This window comes from Mesorhizobium sp. USDA 4775 (genome assembly GCF_054062655.1).
Window position 1 is genome coordinate 4,068,697 of sequence record NZ_JBSSFM010000001.1, and the last position, 25,284, is coordinate 4,093,980.

The 25,284-nt window shown below is 62.0% G+C and carries 25 protein-coding genes, 1 tRNA gene and 1 pseudogene; 11 read left to right on the forward strand and 16 right to left on the reverse strand.

Annotated elements, in window-relative coordinates:
* From gatC to ACVILI_RS19965, 3 genes are all read right to left on the reverse strand, one after another.
* On the reverse strand, positions 1-288 hold the full coding sequence (gene gatC / locus ACVILI_RS19955; RefSeq protein ID WP_019858229.1) for an Asp-tRNA(Asn)/Glu-tRNA(Gln) amidotransferase subunit GatC: 288 nt from the start codon (positions 286-288) through the stop codon (positions 1-3).
* A gap of 125 nt (positions 289-413) precedes the next feature.
* Positions 414-830: a hypothetical protein gene (locus tag ACVILI_RS19960; RefSeq protein WP_457102575.1), complete on the reverse strand. Its 417-nt coding sequence runs from the start codon at positions 828-830 to the stop codon at positions 414-416.
* 24 nt (positions 831-854) lie between these two features.
* Positions 855-1,562, reverse strand: a complete 708-nt coding sequence (locus ACVILI_RS19965; RefSeq protein ID WP_027046857.1) for a metal-dependent hydrolase — start codon at positions 1,560-1,562, stop codon at positions 855-857.
* Positions 1,563-1,686: 124 nt separating this feature from the next.
* Here ACVILI_RS19965 and ruvX point away from each other — a divergent pair, with 124 nt between their 5' ends.
* Positions 1,687-2,211, forward strand: a complete 525-nt coding sequence (ruvX, locus tag ACVILI_RS19970; RefSeq protein ID WP_051112828.1) for a Holliday junction resolvase RuvX — start codon at positions 1,687-1,689, stop codon at positions 2,209-2,211.
* Here ruvX and ACVILI_RS19975 read toward each other — a convergent pair.
* The 3 genes from ACVILI_RS19975 to ACVILI_RS19985 form a co-directional block, all read right to left on the reverse strand.
* Complete coding sequence (locus tag ACVILI_RS19975) at positions 2,111-2,470, reverse strand: DUF6105 family protein (RefSeq protein ID WP_080643738.1); 360 nt, start codon at positions 2,468-2,470, stop codon at positions 2,111-2,113. The two genes, ruvX and ACVILI_RS19975, sit on opposite strands and share 101 nt — an antisense overlap.
* Positions 2,470-3,018, reverse strand: a complete 549-nt coding sequence (locus ACVILI_RS19980; RefSeq protein ID WP_019858234.1) for a hypothetical protein — start codon at positions 3,016-3,018, stop codon at positions 2,470-2,472. Before ACVILI_RS19980 ends, ACVILI_RS19975 begins: the two co-directional genes overlap by 1 nt.
* 157 nt (positions 3,019-3,175) lie before the next feature.
* A complete protein-coding gene (locus tag ACVILI_RS19985; RefSeq protein ID WP_038646902.1) occupies positions 3,176-4,804 on the reverse strand; it encodes a DNA alkylation response protein in 1,629 nt (542 codons plus the stop codon).
* Between the two features lie 157 nt (positions 4,805-4,961).
* On the opposite strand from ACVILI_RS19985, the gene ACVILI_RS19990 reads away from it, so the two are divergent.
* Genes ACVILI_RS19990 through dprA form a run of 4 tightly spaced genes read left to right on the forward strand, consistent with a single transcriptional unit; the run spans position 4,962 to position 9,021 of the window.
* Positions 4,962-5,942 (forward strand): aspartate carbamoyltransferase catalytic subunit, encoded by a 981-nt coding sequence (locus tag ACVILI_RS19990; protein WP_019858236.1) that lies wholly within the window; start codon positions 4,962-4,964, stop codon positions 5,940-5,942.
* Positions 5,939-7,225, forward strand: coding sequence for a dihydroorotase (locus tag ACVILI_RS19995; protein WP_038646904.1), 1,287 nt, complete (start codon positions 5,939-5,941; stop codon positions 7,223-7,225). The genes ACVILI_RS19990 and ACVILI_RS19995 overlap by 4 nt, the downstream gene beginning before the upstream one ends.
* Positions 7,226-7,282: 57 nt before the next feature.
* Positions 7,283-7,870 carry a glycerol-3-phosphate 1-O-acyltransferase PlsY gene (gene plsY, locus ACVILI_RS20000; protein WP_038646906.1) on the forward strand — a complete coding sequence of 196 codons (588 nt, stop codon included), beginning with the start codon at positions 7,283-7,285 and terminating at the stop codon, positions 7,868-7,870.
* 17 nt (positions 7,871-7,887) lie between these two features.
* Positions 7,888-9,021 carry a DNA-processing protein DprA gene (dprA, locus tag ACVILI_RS20005; protein ID WP_038646908.1) on the forward strand — a complete coding sequence of 378 codons (1,134 nt, stop codon included), beginning with the start codon at positions 7,888-7,890 and terminating at the stop codon, positions 9,019-9,021.
* Between the two features lie 9 nt (positions 9,022-9,030).
* Here the strand turns inward: dprA and ACVILI_RS20010 are convergent, their stop codons facing one another.
* The 5 genes and pseudogenes from ACVILI_RS20010 to ACVILI_RS20030 all read right to left on the reverse strand — a co-directional run bounded on the left by ACVILI_RS20010 (position 9,031) and on the right by ACVILI_RS20030 (position 15,236).
* Positions 9,031-9,243 (reverse strand): hypothetical protein, encoded by a 213-nt coding sequence (locus ACVILI_RS20010; protein ID WP_038646910.1) that lies wholly within the window; start codon positions 9,241-9,243, stop codon positions 9,031-9,033.
* A 53-nt stretch (positions 9,244-9,296) separates the two neighbouring features.
* Positions 9,297-10,088 (reverse strand): trehalose-phosphatase, encoded by a 792-nt coding sequence (otsB, locus tag ACVILI_RS20015; protein WP_038646912.1) that lies wholly within the window; start codon positions 10,086-10,088, stop codon positions 9,297-9,299.
* Positions 10,085-11,855: pseudogene (locus tag ACVILI_RS20020) on the reverse strand (alpha,alpha-trehalose-phosphate synthase (UDP-forming)). The gene otsB and the pseudogene ACVILI_RS20020 overlap by 4 nt, the downstream one beginning before the upstream one ends.
* Positions 11,856-11,964: 109 nt before the next feature.
* Positions 11,965-14,127, reverse strand: coding sequence for an amylo-alpha-1,6-glucosidase (locus ACVILI_RS20025; protein WP_240565041.1), 2,163 nt, complete (start codon positions 14,125-14,127; stop codon positions 11,965-11,967).
* A gap of 47 nt (positions 14,128-14,174) precedes the next feature.
* Positions 14,175-15,236, reverse strand: a complete 1,062-nt coding sequence (locus tag ACVILI_RS20030; protein WP_038646915.1) for a glycosyltransferase family 4 protein — start codon at positions 15,234-15,236, stop codon at positions 14,175-14,177.
* A 170-nt stretch (positions 15,237-15,406) separates the two neighbouring features.
* On the opposite strand from ACVILI_RS20030, the gene ACVILI_RS20035 reads away from it, so the two are divergent.
* Both ACVILI_RS20035 and ACVILI_RS20040 read left to right on the forward strand, forming a co-directional pair.
* Positions 15,407-15,955 carry a hypothetical protein gene (locus ACVILI_RS20035; protein ID WP_084791536.1) on the forward strand — a complete coding sequence of 183 codons (549 nt, stop codon included), beginning with the start codon at positions 15,407-15,409 and terminating at the stop codon, positions 15,953-15,955.
* 260 nt (positions 15,956-16,215) lie between these two features.
* Positions 16,216-18,282, forward strand: a complete 2,067-nt coding sequence (locus ACVILI_RS20040) for an acyltransferase family protein (RefSeq protein WP_038646917.1) — start codon at positions 16,216-16,218, stop codon at positions 18,280-18,282.
* 330 nt (positions 18,283-18,612) lie between these two features.
* Here ACVILI_RS20040 and ACVILI_RS20045 read toward each other — a convergent pair whose 3' ends face one another.
* Positions 18,613-19,059: a cupredoxin domain-containing protein gene (locus ACVILI_RS20045; protein WP_120145535.1), complete on the reverse strand. Its 447-nt coding sequence runs from the start codon at positions 19,057-19,059 to the stop codon at positions 18,613-18,615.
* A 311-nt stretch (positions 19,060-19,370) separates the two neighbouring features.
* Between ACVILI_RS20045 and ACVILI_RS20050 the strand changes: the two genes are divergently transcribed.
* From ACVILI_RS20050 to ACVILI_RS20060, 3 genes are read left to right on the forward strand one after another with little or no spacing between them, the layout of a single operon-like run.
* Complete coding sequence (locus ACVILI_RS20050) at positions 19,371-19,649, forward strand: PepSY domain-containing protein (protein ID WP_019858251.1); 279 nt, start codon at positions 19,371-19,373, stop codon at positions 19,647-19,649.
* Positions 19,627-20,223: a cytochrome b/b6 domain-containing protein gene (locus ACVILI_RS20055; protein WP_338100924.1), complete on the forward strand. Its 597-nt coding sequence runs from the start codon at positions 19,627-19,629 to the stop codon at positions 20,221-20,223. Before ACVILI_RS20050 ends, ACVILI_RS20055 begins: the two co-directional genes overlap by 23 nt.
* The gene (locus ACVILI_RS20060; RefSeq protein WP_236952058.1) at positions 20,216-20,821 is read left to right on the forward strand and encodes an amino acid kinase family protein; all 606 of its coding nucleotides are present in this window, start codon (positions 20,216-20,218) and stop codon (positions 20,819-20,821) included. Before ACVILI_RS20055 ends, ACVILI_RS20060 begins: the two co-directional genes overlap by 8 nt.
* A gap of 262 nt (positions 20,822-21,083) precedes the next feature.
* Here ACVILI_RS20060 and ACVILI_RS20065 read toward each other — a convergent pair whose 3' ends face one another.
* The 3 genes from ACVILI_RS20065 to ACVILI_RS20075 all read right to left on the reverse strand — a co-directional run bounded on the left by ACVILI_RS20065 (position 21,084) and on the right by ACVILI_RS20075 (position 24,062).
* On the reverse strand, positions 21,084-22,685 hold the full coding sequence (locus ACVILI_RS20065) for an MBL fold metallo-hydrolase (protein ID WP_038646924.1): 1,602 nt from the start codon (positions 22,683-22,685) through the stop codon (positions 21,084-21,086).
* Positions 22,686-22,696: 11 nt separating this feature from the next.
* Entirely contained in the window at positions 22,697-23,641 is a 945-nt protein-coding gene (locus ACVILI_RS20070) for a universal stress protein (RefSeq protein ID WP_240565008.1), read from the reverse strand.
* Positions 23,642-23,986: 345 nt separating this feature from the next.
* Positions 23,987-24,062 (reverse strand) — tRNA-Lys (locus ACVILI_RS20075).
* Positions 24,063-24,364: 302 nt separating this feature from the next.
* Between ACVILI_RS20075 and ACVILI_RS20080 the strand changes: the two genes are divergently transcribed.
* Positions 24,365-24,856 carry a BA14K family protein gene (locus tag ACVILI_RS20080; RefSeq protein ID WP_038646927.1) on the forward strand — a complete coding sequence of 164 codons (492 nt, stop codon included), beginning with the start codon at positions 24,365-24,367 and terminating at the stop codon, positions 24,854-24,856.
* 115 nt (positions 24,857-24,971) lie between these two features.
* Here the strand turns inward: ACVILI_RS20080 and ACVILI_RS20085 are convergent, their stop codons facing one another.
* A complete protein-coding gene (locus ACVILI_RS20085; protein ID WP_338100925.1) occupies positions 24,972-25,133 on the reverse strand; it encodes a DUF6882 domain-containing protein in 162 nt (53 codons plus the stop codon).
* Positions 25,134-25,284: the final 151 nt, after the last annotated feature.

Sequence of the window (25,284 nt, forward strand, 5' to 3'; positions counted from 1 at the left end):
CTACTCCACGACCTTCGGCACGAGGAAGAAATTCTCTTCGGTCGCCGGCGCATTGGCGACGATGTCGGCCGCCTTGTTGCCGTCGGTGACGACGTCCTGGCGCTTCTTCATCTCCATCGGCGTCACCGAGGTCATCGGCCCGACGCCGGAGACATCGACCTCGTTCAGTTGCTCGACGAAGCCCAGTATGGCGTTCAGTTCGCCGGTCATGCGTTCTGCATCTTCTTCGCTCACCGCGATGCGGGCGAGACGCGCGACGCGCTTCACAGTCTGAAGATCAACGGACATAGATTTTGCCTCGGGGAAAACCAGTCCGGGCTATAGCGGCGCCGCGCGCGCGGCGCAACATGCATCATGCGAGAGACCAGGCCGTGGTGGCGCCCTGGCTCACGGCCATCGGTCCAAGGACAAGTCTATGGCAAGGCGACGCCCTCGCACAGATAATAGCTGCCGTTGTTGCCGCTCGCTTCGCTTTCGTCATCGAGCGGCCGGACCGATACGAGATCGATCTGCGTCGGGCTGATCCGCGTCACCGACAGGACATCGGGAAAGACATAGCCCGGCTCCTGGCAGATGGCCGTCACCGCCCAGCCTGGCGAGCGTGTCGCCTTGCTGACCTGCACGAATTCGCAATTGTATTCAACGCCCTGCAGGCCATGCACGGAAAGCACGATGTTGCCAGCATCGATCAGCCTCTGCAGCGTGTCCTTCCTGGCCTGCGTGCAAAGCTCCTCGGACTGCAGATAGACGCCTTCGATGAAGTCATCCGCGGCGAGCGCGGGCGATGCCGCGACAAACATCGACACACAAAGAGATCGCCCCAACGCCATGGATTTGTTCCGCTTTGGCTGTTTCTAGATCGTAATCGTTTCACCGATTTTCGGCAACGCGACCTTCACACCGGACCCTTCGAGGCCGGCCTCGAATTTCTCGGGCGTCGGATCGATCATCGGAAACGTGCCGAAATGGCAAGGGACGACCGTGTCGAACTTGAAGAAGCGCCGGCAGGCAAGTGCCGCCACCGCGCCGCCCATGGTGAAACGATCGCCGATCGGCACGATGCCGATCTTCGGCTCATGCAATTCGTTGATCAGCGCCATGTCGGAAAAGATGTCGGTATCGCCCATATGGTAGAGCGTCGGGTCGTCCGGGAAATGCAGGACCAGCCCGCCCGGATTGCCGAGATAGACGTTCTTGCCGCCTTCTTCGCCAAACGAGGAAGAGTGCAGCGCCTGGACGAAAGTGGTGGTGAAGCCGCCGCAATCGACCGTGCCGCCGATATTGCCGGGATTGATCTTGCCGCCGTCGGCGCCCTTGCCGACCAGATACATGCAGATCTCGAAATTGGCGACCAGCTGCGCGCCGCTCTTGCCGAGCACTTCCAGCGCGCCGCTGATATGGTCGCTGTGTCCATGCGTCAGCAGAACATGCGTGATCCCTTCGGCCGGCCCTTCCCAGCCGCCCGTCCAGGACGGGTTGCCGATCAGAAAGGGGTCGATAAGGATCTTGGCGTCGTCGGTTTCGATACGGAAGGCCGAATGGCCGTACCAGGTCAGTTTCATGAAATGCATTCCTCGATTATTGCCGGGCCAGAGGATAAAACGCCGATGACCTCGATATCAAAGGGTATAGTGTCCGCCGCGCATCCGGAAGGACGCACGCTGCTAAAAAAACAAGGGAAAACCGTTGGCTATCATCACGATTGAGCAATTGCCGGCATGGCTCGCCGACGGCAGGACGCTGGCGGGGCTCGATCTCGGCGACAAGACGATCGGCGTCGCGGTTTCCGACCGGGGATTCGCCTTCGCTCACCCGCGCCCGGTCATCATGCGGAAGAAATTCTCGCTCGATGCCGCCGTGCTTCTGGCATTACTGAAGAAGGAGAATGTTGGCGCGGTGGCGATCGGGCTGCCGATCAACATGGACGGGTCGGAAGGTCCGCGCGCGCAAAAATCGCGCGCCTTCGTGCGCAACATGGCGCAGCTGAGCGACCTGCCCTTTGTGTTCTGGGATGAACGGCTGTCGACGGTGGCGGCCGAGAGGACGTTGATCGAAATGGATTTCTCGCGCGCCAAACGTGCCGGCAAGATCGATTCGGCGGCCGCGGCCTTTATTCTGCAGGGAGTCTTGGACCGGCTTCAGTCGCTCGATTCAGGCGATCGAACGGAATTGGGCGGTCAAGCGGAACCGGGCCCGAACGACGACGCCTGACCCAATCCAGAATTTCGCGGCGACGGCGAAAAGCCCATATCGCCATCAGCAGAAATCCGTCGAAGATACAGGCCTTTCCCACCATTCCCGGGATGATCGCGGGATCGATGCCGAGCATCTGGCCATAAAGCTGGAACACGAAATCATGCAGCTGCCGGGTCAGCATCACATAGCCGAAATTCATGTCGTTGAGCGACAGGTAGAACCAGCCCCAGAACAGCGCCATCGGGGCCGCCCACAATGCGAAGATATAGCGCATCAGCGGCCTCCCTTCCCGTTCGGCCCGGTCCGGCCCGATATCAGGGAAAGCAGCGAATTGTGGGCCGCTGCCTTCGCCATGCTGTGCGCCGTGGCGCGAAAATCGGCGTCATCCGACGCGGCCGCTGAGCGCCGCTCGGCGAGCATCGCGACATAGGAAGCCAGAAGTGCCGCCAATTGCACCGCGACGACCATGAACAGCCCGTTGATGCCTTGCGCGGCGCCACCGATCAGGATCATCGACAGGACGCCGGACGCGGAAATGAAGGCGATGCGAACGACGCTGTCGGCGCCCGGGCTGGCCGCATCGTTGATCAGCGTATCGACAAAGGCCCAGAAGAACAGCACCGCCACGACCAGCAAGGCGATCGCCAGCGGCGCGACCACGACGACGTTCTGCAGATCGACGAACCGGGCGCTCTCGACGGTCACACCGAGCACGCCGAGGGCCGCCGCCACGCCACGGTCTCCATCTATGCAGATCAGCGCCAGCAGGGCGAAGACAATCGCCCAGTGCACAGACAGAAAGGAGGTCAGTACGTGTCGCATCGTGGTCCCTGCTTCGGCAGGAATGACAGTGGGCTTTGCCGCCCGCCGCCGCAATGGAAACCATTTGTTAAGGTTAACGGCGATCCACAGGACGCACTCACGATGTCCTCGGATGCGTTGAACCGATCGAAAAATCGAGCGGTGCGCCGCTCTCGGCTCAGTTCACCGGCGGATAGAGCGTGTCGATGATCATGCGCGCGTCGTGGCGCGAATCGATCATGCCGTAGGTGTTGCGCCACTGGCCGGCCAGGCGGGTCTCGACGAAGGCATCGGCAATCCGCCCTGCCCCCAGCCGGCGCAGCTCCGCCGCCGCGGCCGACAACGCCAGCTGTTCGGTCAGCAGGCGCGCCGAGCCCTCGTCGGTCGAAGCCACCTGCATCGCCGCCTTCAACACGCCGATCGTGCCGCGCCCGCCGGCGCCGAGGTCGCGGTCGATGCCGGCCAGCACCTCATCGAACAGGCCGGGCGCGCGCCCGAGCACGCGCAGCACATCGAGCGCCATGACATTGCCCGACCCTTCCCAGATCGCGTTGACAGGCGCTTCGCGGTAATAACGAGCGAGCGGCGCCTCCTCGACATAGCCATTGCCACCGAGACACTCCATCGCCTCGTAAAGCAGCGGCGGCGCGATCTTGCACACCCAGTATTTGACCACCGGCGTCATGGCGCGGGCAAATGCCGCCTCGCCGCGATCGCTCGCCGCTTCGTCGAAGGAGCGCGCCAGCCGGAACGACAGCGCGGTTGCGGCGGCGACATCCAACGCCATGTCGGCCAGCACGCGCTGCATCAGCGGCTGTTCGATCAAGGTCGAGCCGAACACCTGGCGATGGCGAGCATGATGAACCGCTTCCGCCAGTCCTGCCCGCATGATCGCCGAGGACGCCACCGCGCAGTCGAGCCGAGTCAAGGTCACCATGTCCATGATCGTCTTCACGCCGGCACCTGGCTCGCCGACCATCTCGCCGATGGCGTTGACGAATTCGACCTCGGAAGACGCGTTGGAGCGGTTGCCGAGCTTGTCCTTCAGCCGCTGGAAGCGGAAGCCGTTGCCCGACCCGTCGCCGAGCACGCGCGGCACGAGGAAGCACGACAATCCTTCCGGCGCCTGCGCCAGCACCAGGAAGGCGTCCGACATCGGCGCCGACATGAACCATTTGTGGCCGGTCAGGCGATAGAAGCCGCTGCCGGCGCGCTCGGCCCTCGTCACATTGGCGCGCACATCCGTGCCGCCCTGTTTTTCGGTCATGCCCATGCCGAGCGTCAGCCCGGTCTTCTCGACCGGCGGCTTCTGGCTCTGGTCGTATTTGCGCGTCGTCACGCGCGGCGCCCATTCACGAAACAGCTTCGGGCTGGCCATCAAAGCCGCCAGCGAGGCGCTGGTCATGGTGATGGGGCAGAGATGCCCGGTCTCGAGTTCGGCGGTCAGGTAGAAACGGGCGGCGCGCACCTGATGGCGGCGGCCGATCTCGGCGTCGCCATTTTCCCAGACCGAGGAATGCAACCCGTTCGCCACCGAGCGGCGCATCAAGGCGTGGTAGGCGGGGTGGAACTCGACGAGGTCGATGCGACGTCCCTGCCGGTCATGGGTCCTGAGCTTCGGTGTCTCGACATTGGCCAGGCGCGCCAGCTCCTGCGCCTCCTGCGTCAGGACGAAACGGCCGAGACCGTCGAGGTCCTTGCGCACCGGGTCGGAAAAGCGCTCGGCAAGCTGGATCAGCAACGGATCGCCTCGCCAGGCGTTGCCACCCGTCAGCGGCGGCGGCTGGTTCGTCACGTCGTCGGTCACAATTCGTCCCTATCGTCGGAAAGCCTCGAATCCGGGGCCATCGGCTAGATATAGCCAAGCGTTGCCGCGTGCGCGACGAAAATACCGGGGAGAAAGGCGCCAATCCAAAGCTGGTGCTTGCGGGCGCAAAATCCGCACCCTATAGCAGCGCCTTGAGATGACCGACGCTTCGTCCCTGCCACTCTACCCTCACCGCCATCTTCTGGGCATCAGCGACCTTTCGCCCGCCGACATCGAGCTGTTGCTCGACCGGGCGGATCGGGCCGTCGCGATTTCGCGGCAGTCCGAAAAGAAGACCTCGACGCTGCGCGGCCGCACCCAGATCAATCTCTTCTACGAGGCCTCGACCCGCACACAGTCCTCTTTCGAGCTGGCCGGAAAGCGGCTCGGCGCCGATGTCATGAACATGTCGGTGGCAAGTTCTTCCGTGAAGAAGGGCGAAACGCTCATCGACACGGCGATGACGCTGAACGCCATGCGGCCCGATATATTGATCATCCGCCATCAGTCGGCGGGCGCTGCCGCCCTGCTGGCGCAGAAAGTCGGCTGCTCGGTGGTCAATGCCGGCGACGGCGCGCATGAACACCCGACCCAGGCGCTGCTCGACGCACTCACCATCCGCCGCGCCAAGGGGCCGCTGTCGAAATTGATCGTGGCGATCTGCGGCGACATCCTGCATTCGCGCGTGGCGCGCTCCAACATCATGCTGCTCAACGCGCTTGGCGCGCAGGTACGGGTGGTGGCGCCTTCGACGCTGCTGCCGTCCGGCATCGAGAAGATGGGCGTCATCGTCACGCGCTCGATGGCCGAAGGCCTCAAGGACGCCGACGTGGTGATGATGCTGCGCCTGCAGCGCGAGCGCATGGAGGGCGCCTTCGTGCCTTCGGTGCGCGAATATTTCCGCTATTTCGGCCTCGACGCCGAAAAGCTGAAGGCCGCCAAGGACGACGCGCTGGTGATGCATCCCGGCCCGATGAACCGCGGCGTCGAAATCGCCTCGGAAATAGCCGACGGCCCGCAAAGCGTGATCCAGGAGCAGGTGGAGATGGGCGTCGCCGTGCGCATGGCGGTGATGGAAGCGCTGCTCGACCCGCGTCGTAATCAAGAGGGCCGCAACCAGGAGGGTCGCGGCGCATGAGCACGTCAGTCTTTGAACGCGCCCGTATCGTCGACCCCTCGCGCGGCATCGACGAAGTCGGCTCCGTCATCGTCGAGGGTCGCAAGATCGTTGCCGCCGGCAAGGCGGCGTTGAACCAGAGCGTGCCCGATGGCGCCACGACCATCGATTGCGCCGGCAAGGCGATCATTCCCGGACTGATCGATGGCCGTGTCTTTATCGGCGAGCCGGGCGGCGAACATCGCGAAACCATCGCTTCGGCCAGCGTCGCGGCCGCCGCCGGCGGCGTCACCTCCATCGTCATGATGCCGGACACTGATCCGGTGATCGACAATGTCGCGCTGGTCGAGTTCGTGCTGCGCACCGCCAAGGACACCGCCATCGTCAACATTTTTCCGGCGGCGGCGATCACCAAGGGCCTCGACGGCCGCGAGATGACCGAATTCGGCCTGCTGCGCGAGGCCGGCGCCGTCGCCTTCACCGATGGCCGCCACACCATCGCCAGTTCGCTGGTGATGCGCCGAGCGCTCACCTATGCCCGCGATTTCGGCGCCACCATCGTGCATGAGACGCAGGATGCCGACCTCGGTTCGTCAGGCGTGATGAATGAAGGCCTGTACGCCAGCTGGCTCGGCCTTTCCGGCATTCCGCGTGAAGCCGAATCGATCCCGCTAGAGCGCGATCTGGCTTTGGCACGTCTGACGCGCGGCTCCTACCATGCGGCAAAGATCTCGACGGCGATGGCGGCAAACGCCGTGACGCGCGCCAAAGCTGACGGCGCTGCCGTAACGTCAGGCGTGTCGATCCACAATCTGTCGCTCAATGAAAACGATGTCGGCGAATACCGCACCTTCTTCCGGCTGACGCCGCCGCTGCGCGCCGAGGAAGACCGGCTGGCGATGATCGAGGCGGTCAGGGACGGCACGGTCGACATCATCGTCTCCTCGCACGATCCGCAGGATGTCGACACCAAGCGCTTGCCCTTCGCCGATGCCGCGGCCGGCGCCATCGGGCTGGAGACGCTGCTGGGTGCCGCCTTGCGGCTCTACCACAATGGCGACGTCCCCCTGCTGCGGCTGGTCGAAACGCTGTCCACAGCGCCGGCCAGGCTGTTCGGACTGCCCGGCGGCACACTGAAGCCGGGCTCAGTCGCCGACCTCGCGATCGTCGATCTCGATGAACCCTGGATCGTCAGTGAAAGCGGCATCCGCTCGCGCTCGAAAAACACCTGCTTCGAAGGCGCCCGCCTGCAAGGCAAGGTCTTGCAAACACTGGTCGCGGGCCGCACAGTGTTCTCGGCATAGACCGGCAACGGGCGTCGCGCCTGACCGGGCTGAGCTGGGGGAAATGCGGGGGAAACAATGACTTACGGCCTGATCCTGGCGCTGGTATTCGGCTACCTCTTGGGCTCGATTCCCTTCGGGCTGCTGCTGACCCGCGCCGCCGGCCTCGGTGATGTGCGCAAGATCGGCTCCGGCAATATCGGCGCCACCAACGTCCTGCGCACCGGCAATAAGGGCCTGGCCGCCGCGACCTTGCTGCTCGATGCGCTGAAGGGCACCGCCGCCGTGCTGATCGCAGGCCATTTCGCACCGGAAACGGCGGTCTGGGCCGGCCTCGGCGCCTTTCTCGGTCATCTCTTCCCGGTCTGGCTTGGCTTCAAGGGCGGCAAGGGCGTCGCCACCTATCTCGGCGTGCTGATCGGCCTTGCCTGGCAGGTGGCACTGATCTTCGCCGTCATCTGGCTGGCGATGGCATTCCTGTTCCGCTACTCGTCGCTCGCGGCGCTGACGGCAGCCGTCATCGTGCCGATAGCCCTCTACTTCATGAGCGCGCCGCAAATTGCCGTTTTGTTCGTGGTGATGAGCATCATCGTCTTCATCAAGCACAGGGCGAACATTTCGCGGCTGCTTGCCGGCACCGAGGGCAAGATCGGAGCCAAGGGGTGAGCGAGCGCGCCACCGCGGTGAGCGCGCCGGCCACCGGGCCGCGCCTCAGCGACCGGCAGCGGCTGAGCTGGCTGCGGCTGATCCGCACCCAGAATGTCGGCCCCGCTTCCTTTCGCGACCTGATCAACCGTTTCGGATCCGCCGAAGTGGCGCTGGAAATCCTGCCGGAACTGATGATTTCGGGCGGCGCCAGCCGGATCGCCCGCATTCCGTCGGTCGCCGAAGCCGAGGCCGAACTCGAGGCAGCCCGCCGGGCTGGCGCGCGCTTTGTCGGCATCGGCGAGCCCGACTATCCCCCGCTGCTGAGAAGCATGGACAATCCCCCACCTCTTTTGGCGGTCAAAGGCAATGCCGCTGTGTTCCGGCTGCCTGGCGTCGCCATCGTGGGCGCCCGCAATGCATCGCTGGCCGGCATCAAGATGGCGCGCATGCTGGCGGCCGCCCTTGGCGGCGACGGCTACGGCATCGTCTCGGGGCTGGCGCGCGGTATCGACACGGCGGCGCATCAGGGCAGCCTGCAAACCGGCACGGTCGCTGTGCTGGCCGGAGGCCTCGACCTGCCCTACCCGCCCGAAAATGCCGGCCTGTGCGCGGAAATTGCCGAGCGCGGCGCCATCATCTCCGAAATGCCGTTCGGCTGGCAGCCGCGTGCCCAGGATTTCCCACGCCGCAACCGTCTTGTCGCGGGTGCTGTCCTCGGGCTGGTGGTGGTCGAGGCCGCCCAGCGTTCGGGCTCGCTGATCAGCGCCAGGCTTGCCGGCGAAATGGGCCGGCTGGTTTTTGCCGTGCCGGGCTCTCCGCTCGATCCACGCGCCGCCGGCACCAACGGTCTGCTCAAGGACGGCGCCACGCTGGTCACCGAGGCATCGGACGTTTCAAGGGCGATCGCGCCGCTGACCGGCATGCGGGCGCCTGCTGTGCCACCGTTCGAGGACCCGCCCGACTTTTCGGCCACACCGCCACCCGGCGAGAGCGACCGCGCCAAGGTCAATGAGGCGCTAGGCCCGACACCGGTGCCAGTCGACGAGATCATCCGCCACACTGGCCTTCACCCGGCCCAGGTCTTCATGGTGCTTTTGGAACTCGACCTCGCCGGCCGGCTCGAACGCCATGCCGGCGGCAATGTTTCGCTGATTTTCGGGGATGGCTGAGCGCAGCCGTCAATGACGGCTGGGCTGCTTCTCCCCAGTCTTGGCGTAATCCGGCGTGTTGGCTCCAAACAAATCGTTTTCGACAGCCTTGCGCCAGACTGCGTCCGCATCTTCGGGACGCAGCGGCTCAGCTGCCGCCTGGCGATCTCGGCTGTTCGTCTTGGATTGCCGCCGGAGCCAAGCGGGCATGATTTCCTGGATGAGGCTGGTCAGTTGGGTCATTGCAACTTCCTTCCATGCGCGTGAACCGGCAACGACTTACGGGGCAGTCCGGTTCATTTGGACGTTGCGGCAAGCGTCGCCGCTTTCGCGGTCTCGCTTCTGCTCATCTCGTCCAGCCAGGCCAGGGCCGCGTCCACCCCAGCCAGCCCAAAAAGCGCCGCTGTCGATCCCTGCGGCTTTATGCGAACCGAAATGCCGTCCCATTCGTTGACGGTCTCGAACCCGTTCTCGTCGGACGTATCGTCGCCCAGGAACACCGGGCGTCGTCCCCTGAAGGCCGGAATTTGCAGGAAGCGCCGGATGGCCGCTCCCTTCGCCGCCTCCAGCGGCATCAGTTCCACACCGGCATTTCCGGCCAGGACCCGATATCCCGCAGGCAATCTGTCCAGTGCCTGTTCGACGAGTTGTGTCGCGCGTTGCAGCAGGTGCGGTGCCGCCCGCGTATGAATGGCCAGGATGGGTCCCTTGCGCTCGATATAGACATCCGCATTGTCCAGTTCCGTCGCGATTTCGTTGGCAAGGGCTGCAATATCAGCCGGTTCGCCGGCCGCCTCGACCGGACCATCGCGCGCCAGCCTGTGCTCCAGGCCATAAAGCCCGGCAGCGCGCAATCTGAGGGGCTGGAAGAGATGATCGACGGCGGCGATCGACCGTCCGGTGATGAACGCCAGTGCTCCGTCCAGTTGCGCTTCGAGCCGCACCAGCAGGGTGCGCAATTCGTCACCGACAACCACCGCATCGGGATGCGCGGCATGTTCGAGAAGCGTGCCATCGATATCGAGGAACAGGCTCCATGGCCCTTGCGGAACGACCGGCACGGCGAGGTTTGGCGAGATCGACATCATAGCGCCGCCACCCGCCTGCGATCGAGCAGCGATATGACGTTGCCTGGGGCCGCTGGAGCGGCGCTGACGGCACGATCGACCGCGTCGCGCTTGCGCAAGCGCGCGGCATCGAGAAGCATGCTGCCCGCCCACCGGTAGACATTGTTGTCGCGCACGATCTCGCGCATGCGTCGCATGCGCTGGCTTTGCTCTTCCTGTGACATGGTCAAGGCCTGCAGCAAGGCATCGCCCATCATGGCCGCGTCATAGGGATTGACGATCAGTGCGTCCAGAAGCTCCTTGGAGGCGCCGGCGAACATGCTGAGCAGCAGCACGCCCTGTTCGTCCTCACGCGCCGCGACAAACTCCTTGGCGACCAGGTTCATGCCGTCATGCAGGCTGGTGACCATGCAAACGTCGGCGGCACGATAGATTTCGTAGACCTGCTGCTGCGAGTGATGTTCCGTTATCATCAGGACGGGCGTGTAGCCTTCGCGACCATAGCGCCGGTTGAGATCCTCGGCATGGCTCAGGCACTCCTCGTAGAGTTGTTGATAGGCAGGCAAGGTGCCGCGGCTGGGCGCAGCGATCTGCAGGAACGCCACCTTGCCGATCCATTCGGGATGAAGCGTCAGCAGCTCATCGAGGGCATTGAAGCGATCGAGGATGCCCTTGGTGTAGTCGAGACGTTCAACGCCCACGCACAGCTTGACAATTTTCGGCCAGGCCGAATTTCTCGCGAACCTGCCGGCGGCATTGCGCCACGTCAGGCAGTTTGCCCAGTTGCGCCGGCGGCCATTCGATCGAGATCGGATAGGCATGGACCAGGCTGATCTGGCCGCCATAGGAAATGGCCGAATCCTCGCGCTCGATCCTGCTTTCCAGGAAACGGTCGACGCTGTCGATGAAGTTGTTGCAATGGAACTGGGTGTGGAAACCGACGATCGAACTGCCGAGCAGGCCGTCGAGAATCTTCTCGCGCCATGGGCAAATGCTGAATACCTCGGAATTCGGCCACGGAATATGCCAGAAGGTGATGATGATCGCCTCGGGCAGCCGCTCACGGATCATTCGCGGCAGCAGCGCGAAATGATAATCCTGGACCAGAACGATCGGCCGCTCGTTGCGGGCCTCCGCGACAACGGTGTCGGCGAATTTGCGGTTGACCGCCTCGTAGGCCTCCCAATCCGAGGCGCGGAATATCGGCCGGGTGAAAGCGATATGGCACAGCGGCCAGAGGCCTTCATTGGCAAAGCCGAGATAATAGCCTTGCTGTTCTTCCTCGCTCAGCCAGACACGGCGCAGCGTGTAGGAAGGGTTGTCCGGCGGCACCTCGATCCGATCGTTCTTGTCGACCACCAGCTTGTCGGCCGAACCGCCGCCATAGGCGATCCACGTGCCCGCACAGGCGCGTGTGATCGGCTCCAGTGCCGAGACGAGCCCGCTCGCGGGTACGACCAGCTGGATGTCGTCGCCCTCGCGGTTGTGGATATACGGTTCACGGTTTGAGACGACGATCACCTGGGCATCGGGAAGTTCGGTGGCCAGGATGTGACGCAGCGTTTCGGGCGACCACTGCACCAGTGCCGCAGCCGCCGACTGCCCGTTCTTCTCGAATTCCGGCAATGGGCCGCGAGCTGGGTCAACCTCCACAGCGGCCAGCCTGCTGCCCTTGCGCGCCCGCAACACCATCGTCACCAGCACAATGGCCAGGACGCAGACAGCCGCAACAACGAAGAGCCACAATGTGAAAACGGGAACGACCAGATACGAACTGTTGTCGGGCATTGAAATCGATTACCTTTCAATGGGATACCGCAGCGGCTTTATCGGCTGGAGTTTCGGCACCCCATGGCGTGGTGGTCCAACGCTCACGGTGCAGGATGGTTCCGATTTTTCAGCTCCTGACCACAAGCGGCACCAGCCCCTCATGCGGTTCGGCAAGGAAGGCGCCGACGCGATCCCCGACGCGCTGGAACGTCAGATCCACCGCCGCCTGCCCTACCGAAAGATGGCGGATGACGAGGTTGTCGATGCCGATCGGCAGGCGCGGCCGGGTCACATGGATTTCGCCTGTCCAGCCGTCGATCTGCAGGCCGAGGCACGATTGCATGAGCATGAAGGCCGAGCCGGCGGACCAGGCTTGCGGCAGGCAAGCCACCGGATAGGCGATCGGTGCTTCGCCGGCCGCGCGCGTGAAGCCGCAAAACAGTTCCGGCAACCGCATGTTGAAATGGACAGCGGATTCGAAGGTGCCGCTCATCAGCCGCACGACGCTGTCGCGGATACCGTACCGCGCCAGCCCGGCAGCACAGATCGCTGTATCGTGCGGCCAGATGGAGCCGTTGTGGTAGGACATCGGGTTGAAGAAGATCGCGTCGTCCGCCAGCGTCCGCAGCCCCCAGCCGGAATGAAACGAGGCCGACAGCAGCTGATCGGCGACCATGCGCGCGCGATCCGGACCGGGAAGGCCGACATAGAGCAGGTGACCGGCATTGGACGTGCGCACCTTGCAAGGTTGACCATCGCCGTCCAGCGCCAGCGCATAGTAGCCGAGGTCTTCCATCCAGAAATGGCGCTCGACTTCTTGGCGAATCGTGTCGGCGCGTAGTTCCCAACTCTCGGCGCGTTCCGCCTCGCCACGCAGCCGTGCCAGCTTCGCCAACCCCTGGAACGCCGCGAAGACGTAGCCCTGCACCTCGACCAGCGCGATCGGCCCCTTCGGAATGCGGCCATCGGCGTGAAAGACGGAATCGAAACTGTCCTTCCATCCCTGGTTGGCAAGGCCGGATTCCGCGGCGCGCTGGTAGGTGAGGAACCCCGTCGAACGGCTCGCCGTTTCGATCCATTCGGCCGCGGCGCAAAGCGATGGCCATAGCGTATCGATGAAGGCCGTATCCCCCGTGCGGTCCGCATAGGCGCAAGCAAGGTGGATATAGAGCGGCGTCGTGTCGACACCGCCATAATAGCGGCCGAACGGCAGTTCGCTTAGCGCCACCATCTCGCCCTTGCGGGTCTCGTGCATGATCTTGCCGGGTTCGGAATCGCTGAAAGGCGATGTCTCGGTCGCCTGGTGTTGAGCGAGAAACGCCAGGACGCCGCGCGCCAGACCGGGATTGAGCCAAAGCATCTGCAAGGCCGAGATCACGCCATCCCGGCCGAAGGCGGTCGAGAACCAGGGAATGCCGGCATAGGGATAGGGCCCGGTCGCCAATTCCGTGGTGAGCAGCGCGACATCGGCGCGCGCGCGCTCCATCCAGTCGTTGAAGACGCGGCCGGAACTATGCAGCGTCGCGCCATGCCGGCGCTTGGCGCGCATGCCGAAGCGAGCGCGGGCGGCAGCCGCGCGAAACCGGCGGCTTTCGGGGCGATCGTCTGTCGCGTTGCCCACTTCCACATAAAGCGTCTGGCTGCTGCGCTTGGTGACGGCGATGACGAAATCGGCGCGCTCGGAAGTCAGTTGATCGGGCGTCTGTGAGAATGAAATCGCCGATGTCCGCACGACCTTGTCCAGGCCTTCGTAGCGAAGCACGACCGCGTTCCCCGTGATCTCGGCCGTATGGGCGGTTCCACGTTTCGATCGGGTCGAGCCGCGGACCTCGAACATGTCGCGGAAATCGGCGGCAAAACGCAGCGACAGCAGGATCGTAGAATGCTCGCGGCTGTAGTTGGACAGCGTTATGCGCTCATAAAGCCTTTCCTCCCACAACAGCCGGACGCGCTCGATATGCATAGCGCCTTGCGGAATCTGGCGGCCAGCGGCGCTCTCTATCGGCAGATTGGTGAGGTTGGTGGTGAAGAGCACGTTGTCCTGGCTGAGCGACGCGCCCAGCAACGACGTCGACCGCCCGCCGACGGTGAGGCGAAATTCGGAAAGCACGCGCGTGTCGTCGCGAAAAAACCCGTCGCCGACACCGCGTATATCGCCATAGGCATCGGCAACGGCAAAGCAATCGCCATGCTTGAGGGCGAACAGCCGATGCGGCTCCCTCGGCGCGGTTTCGTCCAGAGAAGCCAGAGCTATGGCAGGATCAAGCTTGCGCTCGTCGAGTTGGGTGATGGTCAACAGGATTGTCCCCGTGCTGGGTTTTTCGGACGGGTGAAGGCCTACGACGCTCTGCTTTGCTCATGGCCGTTGCGCAGCAGGGAATAAGCCTCGACGTAGTCCCTGGCCATTCTGTCGGCTGAAAACCGCCTTTCGAACACCGCCCTTATGCGCCGCCTGTCGAGCTGCAGGAGAGCCGGCATCGTGGCGACCGCATCCTCGATGGTTTCGACGACGAAGCCTGTAACCCCATAGTCGACGATTTCGGGCATGGCGCCGCAACTCCAGGCCATGACTGGGGTTCCACAGGCCATGGCTTCGATCACGGCAAGGCCGAAGGGTTCGGGCCAATCGATCGGAAACAGCAGGGCGGCTGCATTGCCAAGAAACCTGCTCTTCTGGTCCTCGCCGATTTCGCCGACATATTCGACCCGGTCGCCATCGATCATCGGTTGAACGACTTCCTCGAAATAGGCGCGGTCGCCATCGCCGATCTTGGCTGCTAGCTTGAGTTTCAGGCCGGTGCGGCGGGCGATGTCGATCGCCCGGTCCGGCCGCTTGTCGCGCGACATCCTGCCGAGAAAGGCAAGATAACCGCCATCCGAGCCTGCCTCGAAATCGGGTTCGTAGAGATCGACGGGCAGGCCGTGATGGATCGTGGCAAGCCAGTTGGCGGACGCAAACCTCGCCCGTTGGCTGCGCGATATGGAAACCATCGGGAAGCGCGGGAACTGGTCATAGGCCTGCGCGAGATCCGCGTAATCCAGCCTGCCATGCGGCGTCGTCACCGTGCGCTGCGGCATATCGCGGAAAAATGGGAAATGCAGGAAATGGCTGAGGTGGAAATGAATGACGTCAAAATCGTCGGCGCGTTTCCTCACCTCGTCGAGCATCGACAGATGCGCCGCGATCTCGGACTTCAGCGGGCGTGGATCAAGACGAAGCGCCCGCTCGCGGCAGGGCACGAGTTTGGCGGAAGTCTTCGTGTCGCCGCTGGCGAACAGCGTCACATCGTGGCCGAGGTCGACGAGGGCTTCGGTCAGGTAGGAAATGATGCGCTCTGTGCCGCCGTAGAGCCTTGGCGGAACGGATTCGTACAGCGGCGCCACATGAGCGATCTTCATGGCCCGGCCTTCAATGCGCTGGTCATGGAACGAAATGCTTCAGCCGCAGGATCGTTCCGGCCCTTTGGCGGGTGCGACGAAATGGATCGAAGGACGTTTGATGTCCGATCAAGCCGCCCTACTTCTTTTTGGCTGCCGAATTTGTACGCACGGCAGCCTAGGGAGGCTCCGTGGAACCCAAGGATGTGCAGGAACCCAAGGGCATTGCAGCCCGCCGCCTGAGCATGATCATCGAACAATATGTCGAGGCCAGAAAACGGCGTTATGACTTCGTATCGACGGATCAGGCCGCTAGGGTGATCCGCAAGATCCTGAAACCCGCGGACCCAGCCCTCTCCGACCGCAAGCTCGACGATATGGTCGCCGCCCTCGCTGTCAAGAACGGCCTGGCTGTCGTCTTCGATCGCGGCGTCCGAGGACCGGCCGACGCCGCCGAAGCCGACCTGAGCAGAAAGGAACCGACCATGCGAGCACCAACGGAGATTCCCGATGTTGCCGGCGCGGTGGACGCCATTCTGGCCACCCAGACCGCCCCGCTTTCCCAAAACACCCCGCTTTCCCAAGTTACTTCGCTTTCCCAAATTGCTCCGCTTTCAATGAGCGCGGTGATCTCGCTGCTGCGCGAACGGACCGGCACCAAGCGATCGGACGCGGATCTGGAAGGCCTGATCGCCAAGAAGGCCGCCGTCCTGGACGTGCATCTGTCGCGAAACAGCTGAACGGTCGATCGCCACTGCTGCGGAGTCCTGCGAGCGAGACGAACGTCCTCGCTCGCGACATTCGGTTGCAGCGGAAAGCCACGGATCGACCCACAACGCCGTCGAATGAAACAAATCCTGTGTGCGGCCTTTCCCATGATCGGCACATACTGTAATTGCCCGCAGGTTAAGGCTGCCGCGCTTCAACTGGGGCTGAACTGGCCTCAGCCGGAACGTTATCCGATCGAATTTTTTCCCTACAAGAACGTGTGTTTCGTCCAATGGCCGATAATTTTGGTTCGACGTCGGAACGCTCGTCGACGGACTACTTGGCTTTCCTTGACGGGCTCCGGGCCATCGCGATCCTGTCAGTCGTGTTCTACCATCTGTATGGCGACCGCCTCCCCAATGGTTTTTTAGGGGTTGATGTTTTCTTCGTAATTTCTGGTTTCGTCGTCAGCTATACGGTGTCGAGGCGCTACCGGGGCCAGTCCGCTTTTCATTTTGTCTTGGAATTCTATGCGCGCCGATTCACAAGAATCATGCCGGCGCTGTTGGTGTGCTTACTGTTTAGTGCGCTCGCCACCTTTCTGTTTGTTCCGGACGCTTGGCTCAGCACATCAATCAGCAAAACCGCCTCTTCCGCCTTTGTCGGCCTCAGCAATATCTTCCTGGCCAAGGGAACCGACTATTTTTCACCCGTGACCGAATTTAACCCATTCACCCACACGTGGTCTCTTGGGGTTGAGGAACAATTCTACGTCGTTTTCCCGCTGCTGTTTTTTCCTTGGGTAATAGGACCGCGCGGGAAGAGATTCTCGGCGCTTGTTTATGGTGCGCTCGCCGTCGTGTCGGTGGCGGTATGGCTTCATCTACTGGCTGCGAATCCGCTTCAGGCCTTCTATATGCCCTATGCCCGCTTTTGGCAGTTGGCATGCGGCATATTGTGCTTTCAGCTTGTCAGCCGGATAGGGGAACGGACGGGCTTCGAAAGGCATTGCAATCTTGCAGCCACGATCGCGCTGATCGGACTCGTGGCAACGTTCGTGCTCGACTTTGGCAAGGCCTACGATGGGCTTGAGAACATCGCTGCCGTTGCCTGCACCACTGTCTTGATCGGATGCCTCTACTATCTGGGAAGCGACCGTGCGCCACACTTTGCGGTGTTGGAAATAAAGCCGGTCAGATTCGTCGGATGGATCTCTTATTCTCTCTACCTGTGGCATTGGCCAATCTTGGTGATCGCAAGATGGACGATAGGCACCGAAACCACCGCCACAAAATTAACAGCGTTGCTGGCGGCCGTGGCGTTCAGCCTCGCTTCGTATTTCTGGATCGAAACACCGACGCGTCGATTGCGGCTTCTGAGAACCGCCCCCGACATAGCCGTTGTCGCCCTCTTTCTGGCTGTCATCGCTGCTGCATTTTTCGGCTTCAAACTGATGCACGACAATCGATATGAAATCGCCTTGAGCACGGTCATGAGGAATAGAGGCGAATGGTACGCGACCTCACCAGACACCTCTCCCCAGTCTCCTGGTTGCGCCGTCGTCACGGAAACTGTGGAAGAAGCGCAGTTCTTCACCAAAGGCGGGTGCCCGGGCGAAGGGCGTAGCGAGACCTTGTTCGTGCTGGGCGACTCTCACGCGGGAGCCTACATTCCTCTCCTGAAGCGCTTCACGCTCGAAACCGGTATCCGAACAGTGGTGGTGTCGACCGCTGGTTGCCCGTTTGTCAGCTTGGATCTTCGCCACGACACTGAGCCGACGTGCGCTCATGCCACGGCTGCCAGTGCAGCCTACATAGCCAAGATTGCCAAGCCTCGCGACCTGCTGTTCCTGCCCTCGCTCCGGCTGACCCGACTTAGCCTTCAATGGGCTGCTGGCCCCGACAGCAGCCTGCAGAGCAGCGAGCAGCAGACGGAACAAGCCGTCAAGAACGCTATCGATCAACTTACCCCCCTCTCCAAGGCGGGACTGTCGATTGTTTTCGAGGGCCCAAAGCCAATCTTCAGGGCCCCGGCCTTTCGATGCAGTGATTGGTTCAATTCAATGAATCCGTCCTGTGTCAACGGATTCGACATCGATCGAAAGCTGATAGAAAATCTTCGATCACCAATTTTGAAGGGCTACGCTGAGATATCAGCGGCTCTGCCGAACATTCACGTCTGGGACCCTTTGCCTACGCTCTGCCCGCAAGTTACATGTTCGGCATTCAGGAACGGACACCCGTTGTTCTTCGACGGCGATCATGTCACGGCCTATGCCAATTCGCTTCTGGTGGAGGACTTCGTGTCAGAGATCGAGTCCACAATCTCTAAAGACCAAACAGCACGCGTTAGGATGTGAACCACGTGCCGGCCGGCTTGGCGCCCATGGTGAGAATTTTTCAACCTGCCCGCCAACATTTTCGGGAAAGCCCGGACCGTCGAGAAAGCCAGCGTCTCACCGGGTCCAGCCATGGGATCGGGCCTGTCGACCAGCTTCAATGACACGCCGATGTTTTCGAGCACCATCGCTCTCATGACGTGTTCCATATTGCGCCGGAAAAACAAATCCCGTGACTGCCCAGCCTATTCCGCCGTGGCGCGGCCAAACCCACAAGGCCGGCGATCCCGGCAGGCTTTCGAAAACTGCGGCAGTCGCAGGTTCCGGCCGGGCGGCTGCCTGGTTCAGCATCTATGGCTCGACAGTGAATTCGGCCCACATGCCGGCTCCATAGTGACCTGGCACGTTGCAGATAAGCAGGTATTTTCCAGCCTTCAATTCGACCGTCAATGTGCCTGATTTTCCGGGATCAAGCTCCGAAACTTCGCCCTTGTCGCCGGCCCTATCTTCGTCGACGCGGTTCTCGGCATCAAGGTAGGGAAGCGGCTTGCTGGGATCAGCAAGGTACATGACGATCATTTCGTGAACGGTGTCCTTGGAATCATTCTTCACACTGAATGTGACCTCCCCGGCCTTCGCCGCTCCAGGGGAAGCCTTGATACCCATCGTGGCCTTGGAGAGATCGATCCCGGGCGTGGCATAGGCGAGCCCCATGGGCATTTCCACGCTTGCCCCCTTGTCCCACAGCGAGACCTGGACAATCGAAGCAGCCCGGGTCGCGTCGACGCTGCCGATCATAAGCATTGCGGCCGCAAGCCCGATCGTAGCTCTCCTCGATATGGTTTTCATGACTTTTCTCCTTGGGATAGCAGCAGAAGCGCTCTGTATCCGAGCCATCATCCTGCTCGCGGCGCCACCCGCGGTCCTTGCGCCAGATCAAACCGACCGGCGGTGAGCCCGATCGGCGGTGCCTATGCCGCTGTCAGCCAGTTGTCAGGTTGAATTGGCTATCCCGCACCAATGACGGTGATACCGCCGTCTGACCGAATCGGTCGAAATCCACCCCTCAAGGCGCAACATCCGCGCCCAACCTCTCGAATGGAGCCATCATGTATCGCACCCTCGTCCTCGCCGCGCTCGCCGGCATCATTGCAGGACCGGCGCTCGCTGCTGGCGGCAGCTGCAGCACCGCCTCGAAATCACAGTTCAAGCCCAAGGCAACGCTCGAGGCGCAATTGACCGGCGAAGGTCTTACCGTCCGCCAGATCAAGGTCGAGAAGGGTTGCTACGAAGTCTACGCAGTCGACAAGGCCGGCAAGAAAGTGAATCTGGCCTACAATGCCGAGACCCTTGAAAAGCTCGACAATGCCGAAGCCGGCGAAAACTGATCGCAACGCTTCAAGAGCGGCGGACGCGCAACCATCGCTGGAGATGGTGCGCGTCTGGGACCGGGTCGTGCGGGGCTTTCACTGGGCGCTGGTGCTCAGCTTCATCACGGCCTGGCTCACCTCCCATTCTTCGGAGGACGTTCACCATTGGGCCGGCTACACCGCTGCGGCGCTGGTCGCAATGCGGCTCTTATGGGGTGTTCTGGGCACGCCCTATGCGCGCTTCTCGCAATTCGTGCGCGACCCGGCGACGGTGCTGCGTTATCTCTCGGCAATACTGAGCGGCCGCGAAGCCCGGTACATCGGCCACAACCCAGCCGGCGGCGCAATGGTGGTCGCGCTGATCGCGGCGATGGGGTCAACCGCATTGACCGGTTGGCTGATGACGACGGACGCGTATTTCGGCGTCTCGTGGGTCGAAACGGCGCACAGCCTGAGCGCGCACGGCTTACTTGTGCTGGTCTTTTTCCATATTGGCGGCGTCGCGCTGGCAAGCTTTCGTCATCGCGAAAATCTGGTACTCGCCATGATCACGGGGCGAAAACGCAAGGCCTCGCCGGCGGACATTGCCTGACGACCTATTAACCGACCAAATCCGATTTGCGCCCTGGACGATTTCGGAGGCGCAAGTTGGTCGCTCCCTGTTCGACATGGTCCTGGAAGCACGATGCGACAAGGGCGGAGCGGACAAGATAAGAGCAGAACGCGGCGTGATCGTCATCTGCACCGGCGGTGGCGGGGTTCCGGTGATAGCCCGGCACGACGGCAGTCTTTCCGGCGTGGAAGCCGCCATCGACAAGGATCTGGCAAGCTCGCTTCTCGCTCGCGCGTTGAAGGCAGACACGCTGCTTATGCTGACGGATGTCGAAGGCGTCTATATCGATTACGGAACGGCGACTGATCGCCCGCCGCGGCGCGTAGGCCCGAAGGAGCTATCGGGGAAGAATTTTCCGGCTGGCTCCATGGGACCGAAGGACAGCGCAGCAATCGAGTTCATTGAAGCGACAGGCAAACCTGCCGCAACCGGCAAGCTCAATGACGCCATTGAAATTGTCAGAGGTGAGAAGGGGCACCTGGTTCGCCGGTCGGTAGGAGAGATATCCCAGCGGGACACGCCCACCTATCTGGGAACCACCATCACCGGCCAATCTGCTCGGCGCGAGCAAAATTAGAGGCCAGTCGAGAATAGCGATCCCATCAACCTGAGCCCTGATGCCCTGCCATGGTTCTTTCTCCCTCTCCGGCAATCCGGTTCTTGGCTGAAGACAAAATTGCTCGCCATGACGAACGCCAATAGCTGAGGGTTCATAGCGCTCGGCACCACGATCGCAGCTTCGATCAACCCGCGGATCAAAACGCAGTCGATATGCTGTCCGTTGACAGGCAGGCTTTCTCGCGCCCTTCTTGCCCTGAATCAATTGCCGGCCTTCCACCTTATGCGTCCTTGTTCTCGAGCGCCCTACGCATGCGCCTGATAATCGCTGCGCGGCCCCTCTCGTCGGCCGCAGCGCTCACCGCCTGATTTACGTCAAGGAGAAGCCTTGAAAGGTCGTTGTGCCAATCGAGGTGGGCAATCTTCTCCGACTTCAGACGGCGTGGCTCGTTGAGCTCGACCACCAAACTGCCACTGGGGGTCAATTGGAAGGCATCGTCCAGCCTTGGGATGATGATCTTGTCGTCGGGTATAAGTCCTGCAAGCCTTCCACGCAGGCCGCCGAGACCAGCGTCCTCCCCATGCGTCAGAAACACCCGCTGCCTCACCGGCGTTCGGGCCTTGAGCCAGGCGACCAGCTCGCTGGCGTCGGCGTGGCCGGAATAGAGCTCGAACAGGCTGATCCGCGCCTTGACGTCGACTTCCTCACCCTGGATGCGCACGCGTTGCGCACCATCAAGCAGAATCCTGCCGAGCGACCCCTGGGCCTGATATCCGGCCATCATGACCGTGGCGTTCCGGCGCCAGAGATTGGCCTTGAGATGATGGCGAATACGTCCCGCGTCGCACATGCCGCTGGCGGCGATCACCACGAAGAAGCCGCTCAGGCGGTTGATCGCCTTGCTCTGCTCCACCGTCTCGGTAAAGCGCAATTCCTTCGAGTTGAGCGCTTGGCGCAGCACATCGCCCTGTTCGATCTCCTTGGCATGTCGCTCGAAAATCGCGCTGGCGCGTGTTGCCAGCGGCGAGTCGACGAAGACCGGCGCTGACGGCACCTGCCCTGCTTGCATAAGCAAATACAGATCGACCAGCAGTTCTTGCGTCCTTTCGACAGCGAAGGACGGAATGATAAGGGGCCCGCCGGCCTCTGCGGCGCCACGAACGATGTCGCCGAGTTGGATTCGCCGCTCTTCTGGCGAAACGTCCGGGCGGTCGCGGTCACCGTAGGTCGATTCGCAGATCAGATAGTCGACGCCGGCGGGCCCCTCGGGATCGGTTTGAAGCAGCTTGTGGCCTGGGCCGATGTCGCCCGAAAACATGATGCGCAACGGGGCATCGCGTCGGTCGATCTCAAGCTCCACCGATGCCGAACCAAGCAGATGGCCCGCGTTCCAGAAGCGGGCGCGAAGGCCATCGGCGATGGTGGTCCATGCGCCGTATTCCAGGGCGCGAAACAAAGTCATGCATGCGGCCGCATCCTGCAGGGTGTAGATCGGTTCAACCGGCGGCCGGCCGCGCTGTGCGTTGCGCCGGTTCAGATGCTCCACCTCCATCTCCTGGATATGCGCCGCATCCGGTAACATGACTGAGCAAAGGTCGATGGTGGCGCGAGTCGTATGGATCGGACCGGAAAAACCCCGCTTGACCAGTTTCGGCAAAAGGCCGCTGTGATCGATATGAGCATGAGTCAGGATGACAGCGTCAATCACGTCCGGTGGAAACGGGAACGCGCCATAGTTCAATTCCCGCTCGGATTTCGACCCCTGGAACAGGCCGCAGTCGATGAGCACTCGCCAGTGCGCCATTTCGATCTCATAGCATGAGCCGGTGACGCCATGAGCCGAGCCGTGGAAGCGCAGGATAGGATCCGCTTCGCCTCTCATTGCGCCACCACCTAGTGCGCCAGCAGGACAGGCAGGCGCAAATCCCTGAGAATGCCTTCGGTGGCTCCGCCAAGTACGAAGTCCCTGACGCGGGAATGCCCATAGCCACCCATGACCAGCAGCCTGCCGCCGAGCCTGAGAGCGTGCTCCTGAAGAGCTGTCCCGATTGGACTGTCCCCTGCCTGGATAGAGACAGCCTCGGCCACCAGACCACGCGTCCTGAATCCCAGCGCAAGGCGTTCACCGATACCGTGTCCGGGAAGCGGCTTTTCGTCCGTGACGGTCACGACCGTGACCCTCGAAGCACGCTCCAGGAACGGTTGTGCATCGGCAACGGCCCGTGCGGCCACCCGGCTGCCATCCCAGGCGATGACCACATGGTCCAGCACCCCAACCTTCGTGGAATCCGGAAAAATCAGTGTCGGTCGACCCGACCCGAACACGACCGCCTCGGCTGTCATTCGTGCCGTCTGGTTCTCCAACGCCCATCCGACCAGGCCGATATCGAAATATCGGCATTGCTCGGCTACGGTATCTCCCATCAAGGCCGGCGGCGCGGCAAGTTCCTGCGTGGTGAGGGTCACGCCAGCCCGCATTGCTTCTTGCGCAATCGCCTCCAGCAAATCCTTGCCAAGCTTGCGACTGGTCGCTTCGGCCTGCTGTATCTTGTAGGGAAGATCCAACAAATATCTTGAGAGGGCGTTCGAAACGTCGGGAATGTCGACATTGATGGCGACGGCATGAAGCGCTGCGTCGATATGCTTGACGAACGCGACCGCATTCAATGCGATCTTTGGTGTGTTCGCCTCTGGGTATGTCGCCATGCAGAGACATGCTATTGGCCTCATGAGACTTAGCCTCCTTCGCAACAGGGTCGAACCACTGGATGCCACCTCTTGCGATATCTTTGGAGGTTGCGGACAGCGCGCGCATTGATTCACCGCAAATGCTGCCATCGGGGCCGCCGAGGAATGAAGGTTGGGCATGCTGGGTCGGGAAACCCACCTGACGCCGCGAATGCCGACATTCACTGCTCCTGACAATCTCGCGGGTTGTGGTGCCGCTGATAGAGCCCCGTTGTCGGTGCCGAACAGATCGAGGCAAGGCCCGACTTCAATAGCAGGTGGGGGTCCCAGCGTCCGATTGGAGGAACCCTATTGTGTCGAAGGAACTTGCACGACCATGGAAAGCCAATGGCAAGCTTATCCACCGCTCCTTACGGACACTACGCGGACACAAATGCGCCGCTGTGGCAAAACAACCGGTCAACCTCATGCAATCTATTGATTTCATTGAAACAATGGTGAGCGCGATGGGATTCGAACCCATGACCTACTGATTAAAAGTCAGTTGCTCTACCGGCTGAGCTACGCGCTCCCGCGGGCGCGAAAGGGCGGCCCTCGAAATTGCGCGGAACATAGGGAGAGTGCCTCGACCGGTCAACCGGAAAAAGAGTATCCGCGAGCCATACTTCTCAAGCATTTCCACGGTGGCGCCCTGCCCGCTTCGATCAACGGCGCAACGCCCCCGGCAAAGCGGTGCCATCACCTCTCGTCGGCACTGGCGGCAGGCCGGAGACACATTACAATTCAGCAACTTGGGATTTAGCGAGGAACCTTACCCCATACCGCCCGTTGTCTCGCCACAAGGGACGTCAACCACCCTTCAAGGAGAAGATCATGAACAAGATCATATCGGGTATGCTGGCGGCCACTTTGTCCGTTTCGTTTGTAGCGGCCGCGATTCCGGCCAATGCCGCTCAGATGTTCGTGCCGCAGGCACCGGAGGCCTCATCCAATATCCTGAACGTTGAAGCCCGCAACGGGGATCAGAATTTCCAATGGCGTCACAACCGCTATGGCAACCGCAACTTCGGCGTCCGTCGCAACTTTGCCCGGAACAACGACGGCGGCGCCTACTGGAACGGTCATCGCGGCTATCGTGAGTACCATCGCGGCTATCGTCGCCATGGCGACAACTGGTTCCCGCTGGCGGCCTTCGCGACGGGCGCGCTGATTACGGGTGCGATCGTCAACAGCGAGAACAACCGGGTCCACGAAGGCAATGCGCATGTGCAGTGGTGCTACGACCGCTATCGCAGCTATCGTGCTTCGGACAACACATTCCAGCCGAACTACGGACCGCGCCAGGAGTGCCGTTCGCCTTACTGACCCCAGGGATGGGTGTCAGTAGCTGGCAAGTCTGAGTACAAGGCCCGCGTTGGAAATGGCGCGGGCCTTTTCGTTGAGACTTTCAGCATCCCGATCAACGCAATGAAGTTTCCTGTCAGCTGGCCCAGCTTGCCTGCTGAAGTTCGGCAATATCATTCTCCTCGCCGAAGGAACGAACGCGTTTGGCGTCGGCAAGAAGTTCGTTGGGCAAGTTGGAATTCGACCATGCCCAAAGCCAGTTACCAGCCTTGGCGCTCGTCGAGCCAGCAATCTGAATCTCGGCAACGACCTTGACGGTACCATTGTCCGAAAACCAAGCCTGGCGGTCGTCAGGTCATAGTCATAGCGCGGCCAGTGGCCGAGGCGAAACTCCTTCTCCAAAATGGCATTCTTCGCGGTTAGCTGTTCAAAAGCCTCGTCCCGCCAAG

What these genes read in the sequence shown, in the direction of transcription:
- ACVILI_RS20040 (WP_038646917.1), top strand. Translation starts at nt 16,216, where the DNA reads ATGGCCGATAATTTTGGTTCGACGTCGGAACGCTCGTCGACGGACTAC.
- ACVILI_RS20010 (WP_038646910.1), bottom strand. Translation starts at nt 9,243, where the DNA reads ATGACCCAACTGACCAGCCTCATCCAGGAAATCATGCCCGCTTGGCTC.
- ACVILI_RS20065 (WP_038646924.1), bottom strand. Translation starts at nt 22,685, where the DNA reads ATGAGAGGCGAAGCGGATCCTATCCTGCGCTTCCACGGCTCGGCTCAT.
- plsY (WP_038646906.1), top strand. Translation starts at nt 7,283, where the DNA reads ATGACTTACGGCCTGATCCTGGCGCTGGTATTCGGCTACCTCTTGGGC.
- otsB (WP_038646912.1), bottom strand. Translation starts at nt 10,088, where the DNA reads ATGATGTCGATCTCGCCAAACCTCGCCGTGCCGGTCGTTCCGCAAGGG.
- ACVILI_RS20070 (WP_240565008.1), bottom strand. Translation starts at nt 23,641, where the DNA reads ATGGCAGCATTTGCGGTGAATCAATGCGCGCGCTGTCCGCAACCTCCA.
- ACVILI_RS20045 (WP_120145535.1), bottom strand. Translation starts at nt 19,059, where the DNA reads ATGATCGGCAGCGTCGACGCGACCCGGGCTGCTTCGATTGTCCAGGTC.
- ACVILI_RS20055 (WP_338100924.1), top strand. Translation starts at nt 19,627, where the DNA reads ATGCCGAAGCCGGCGAAAACTGATCGCAACGCTTCAAGAGCGGCGGAC.
- ACVILI_RS20030 (WP_038646915.1), bottom strand. Translation starts at nt 15,236, where the DNA reads ATGAAGATCGCTCATGTGGCGCCGCTGTACGAATCCGTTCCGCCAAGG.
- ACVILI_RS19995 (WP_038646904.1), top strand. Translation starts at nt 5,939, where the DNA reads ATGAGCACGTCAGTCTTTGAACGCGCCCGTATCGTCGACCCCTCGCGC.
- ACVILI_RS20050 (WP_019858251.1), top strand. Translation starts at nt 19,371, where the DNA reads ATGTATCGCACCCTCGTCCTCGCCGCGCTCGCCGGCATCATTGCAGGA.
- ACVILI_RS20080 (WP_038646927.1), top strand. Translation starts at nt 24,365, where the DNA reads ATGAACAAGATCATATCGGGTATGCTGGCGGCCACTTTGTCCGTTTCG.
- ACVILI_RS19980 (WP_019858234.1), bottom strand. Translation starts at nt 3,018, where the DNA reads ATGCGACACGTACTGACCTCCTTTCTGTCTGTGCACTGGGCGATTGTC.
- ACVILI_RS19965 (WP_027046857.1), bottom strand. Translation starts at nt 1,562, where the DNA reads ATGAAACTGACCTGGTACGGCCATTCGGCCTTCCGTATCGAAACCGAC.
- ACVILI_RS19960 (WP_457102575.1), bottom strand. Translation starts at nt 830, where the DNA reads ATGGCGTTGGGGCGATCTCTTTGTGTGTCGATGTTTGTCGCGGCATCG.
- gatC (WP_019858229.1), bottom strand. Translation starts at nt 288, where the DNA reads ATGTCCGTTGATCTTCAGACTGTGAAGCGCGTCGCGCGTCTCGCCCGC.
- ACVILI_RS19990 (WP_019858236.1), top strand. Translation starts at nt 4,962, where the DNA reads ATGACCGACGCTTCGTCCCTGCCACTCTACCCTCACCGCCATCTTCTG.
- ACVILI_RS19975 (WP_080643738.1), bottom strand. Translation starts at nt 2,470, where the DNA reads ATGCGCTATATCTTCGCATTGTGGGCGGCCCCGATGGCGCTGTTCTGG.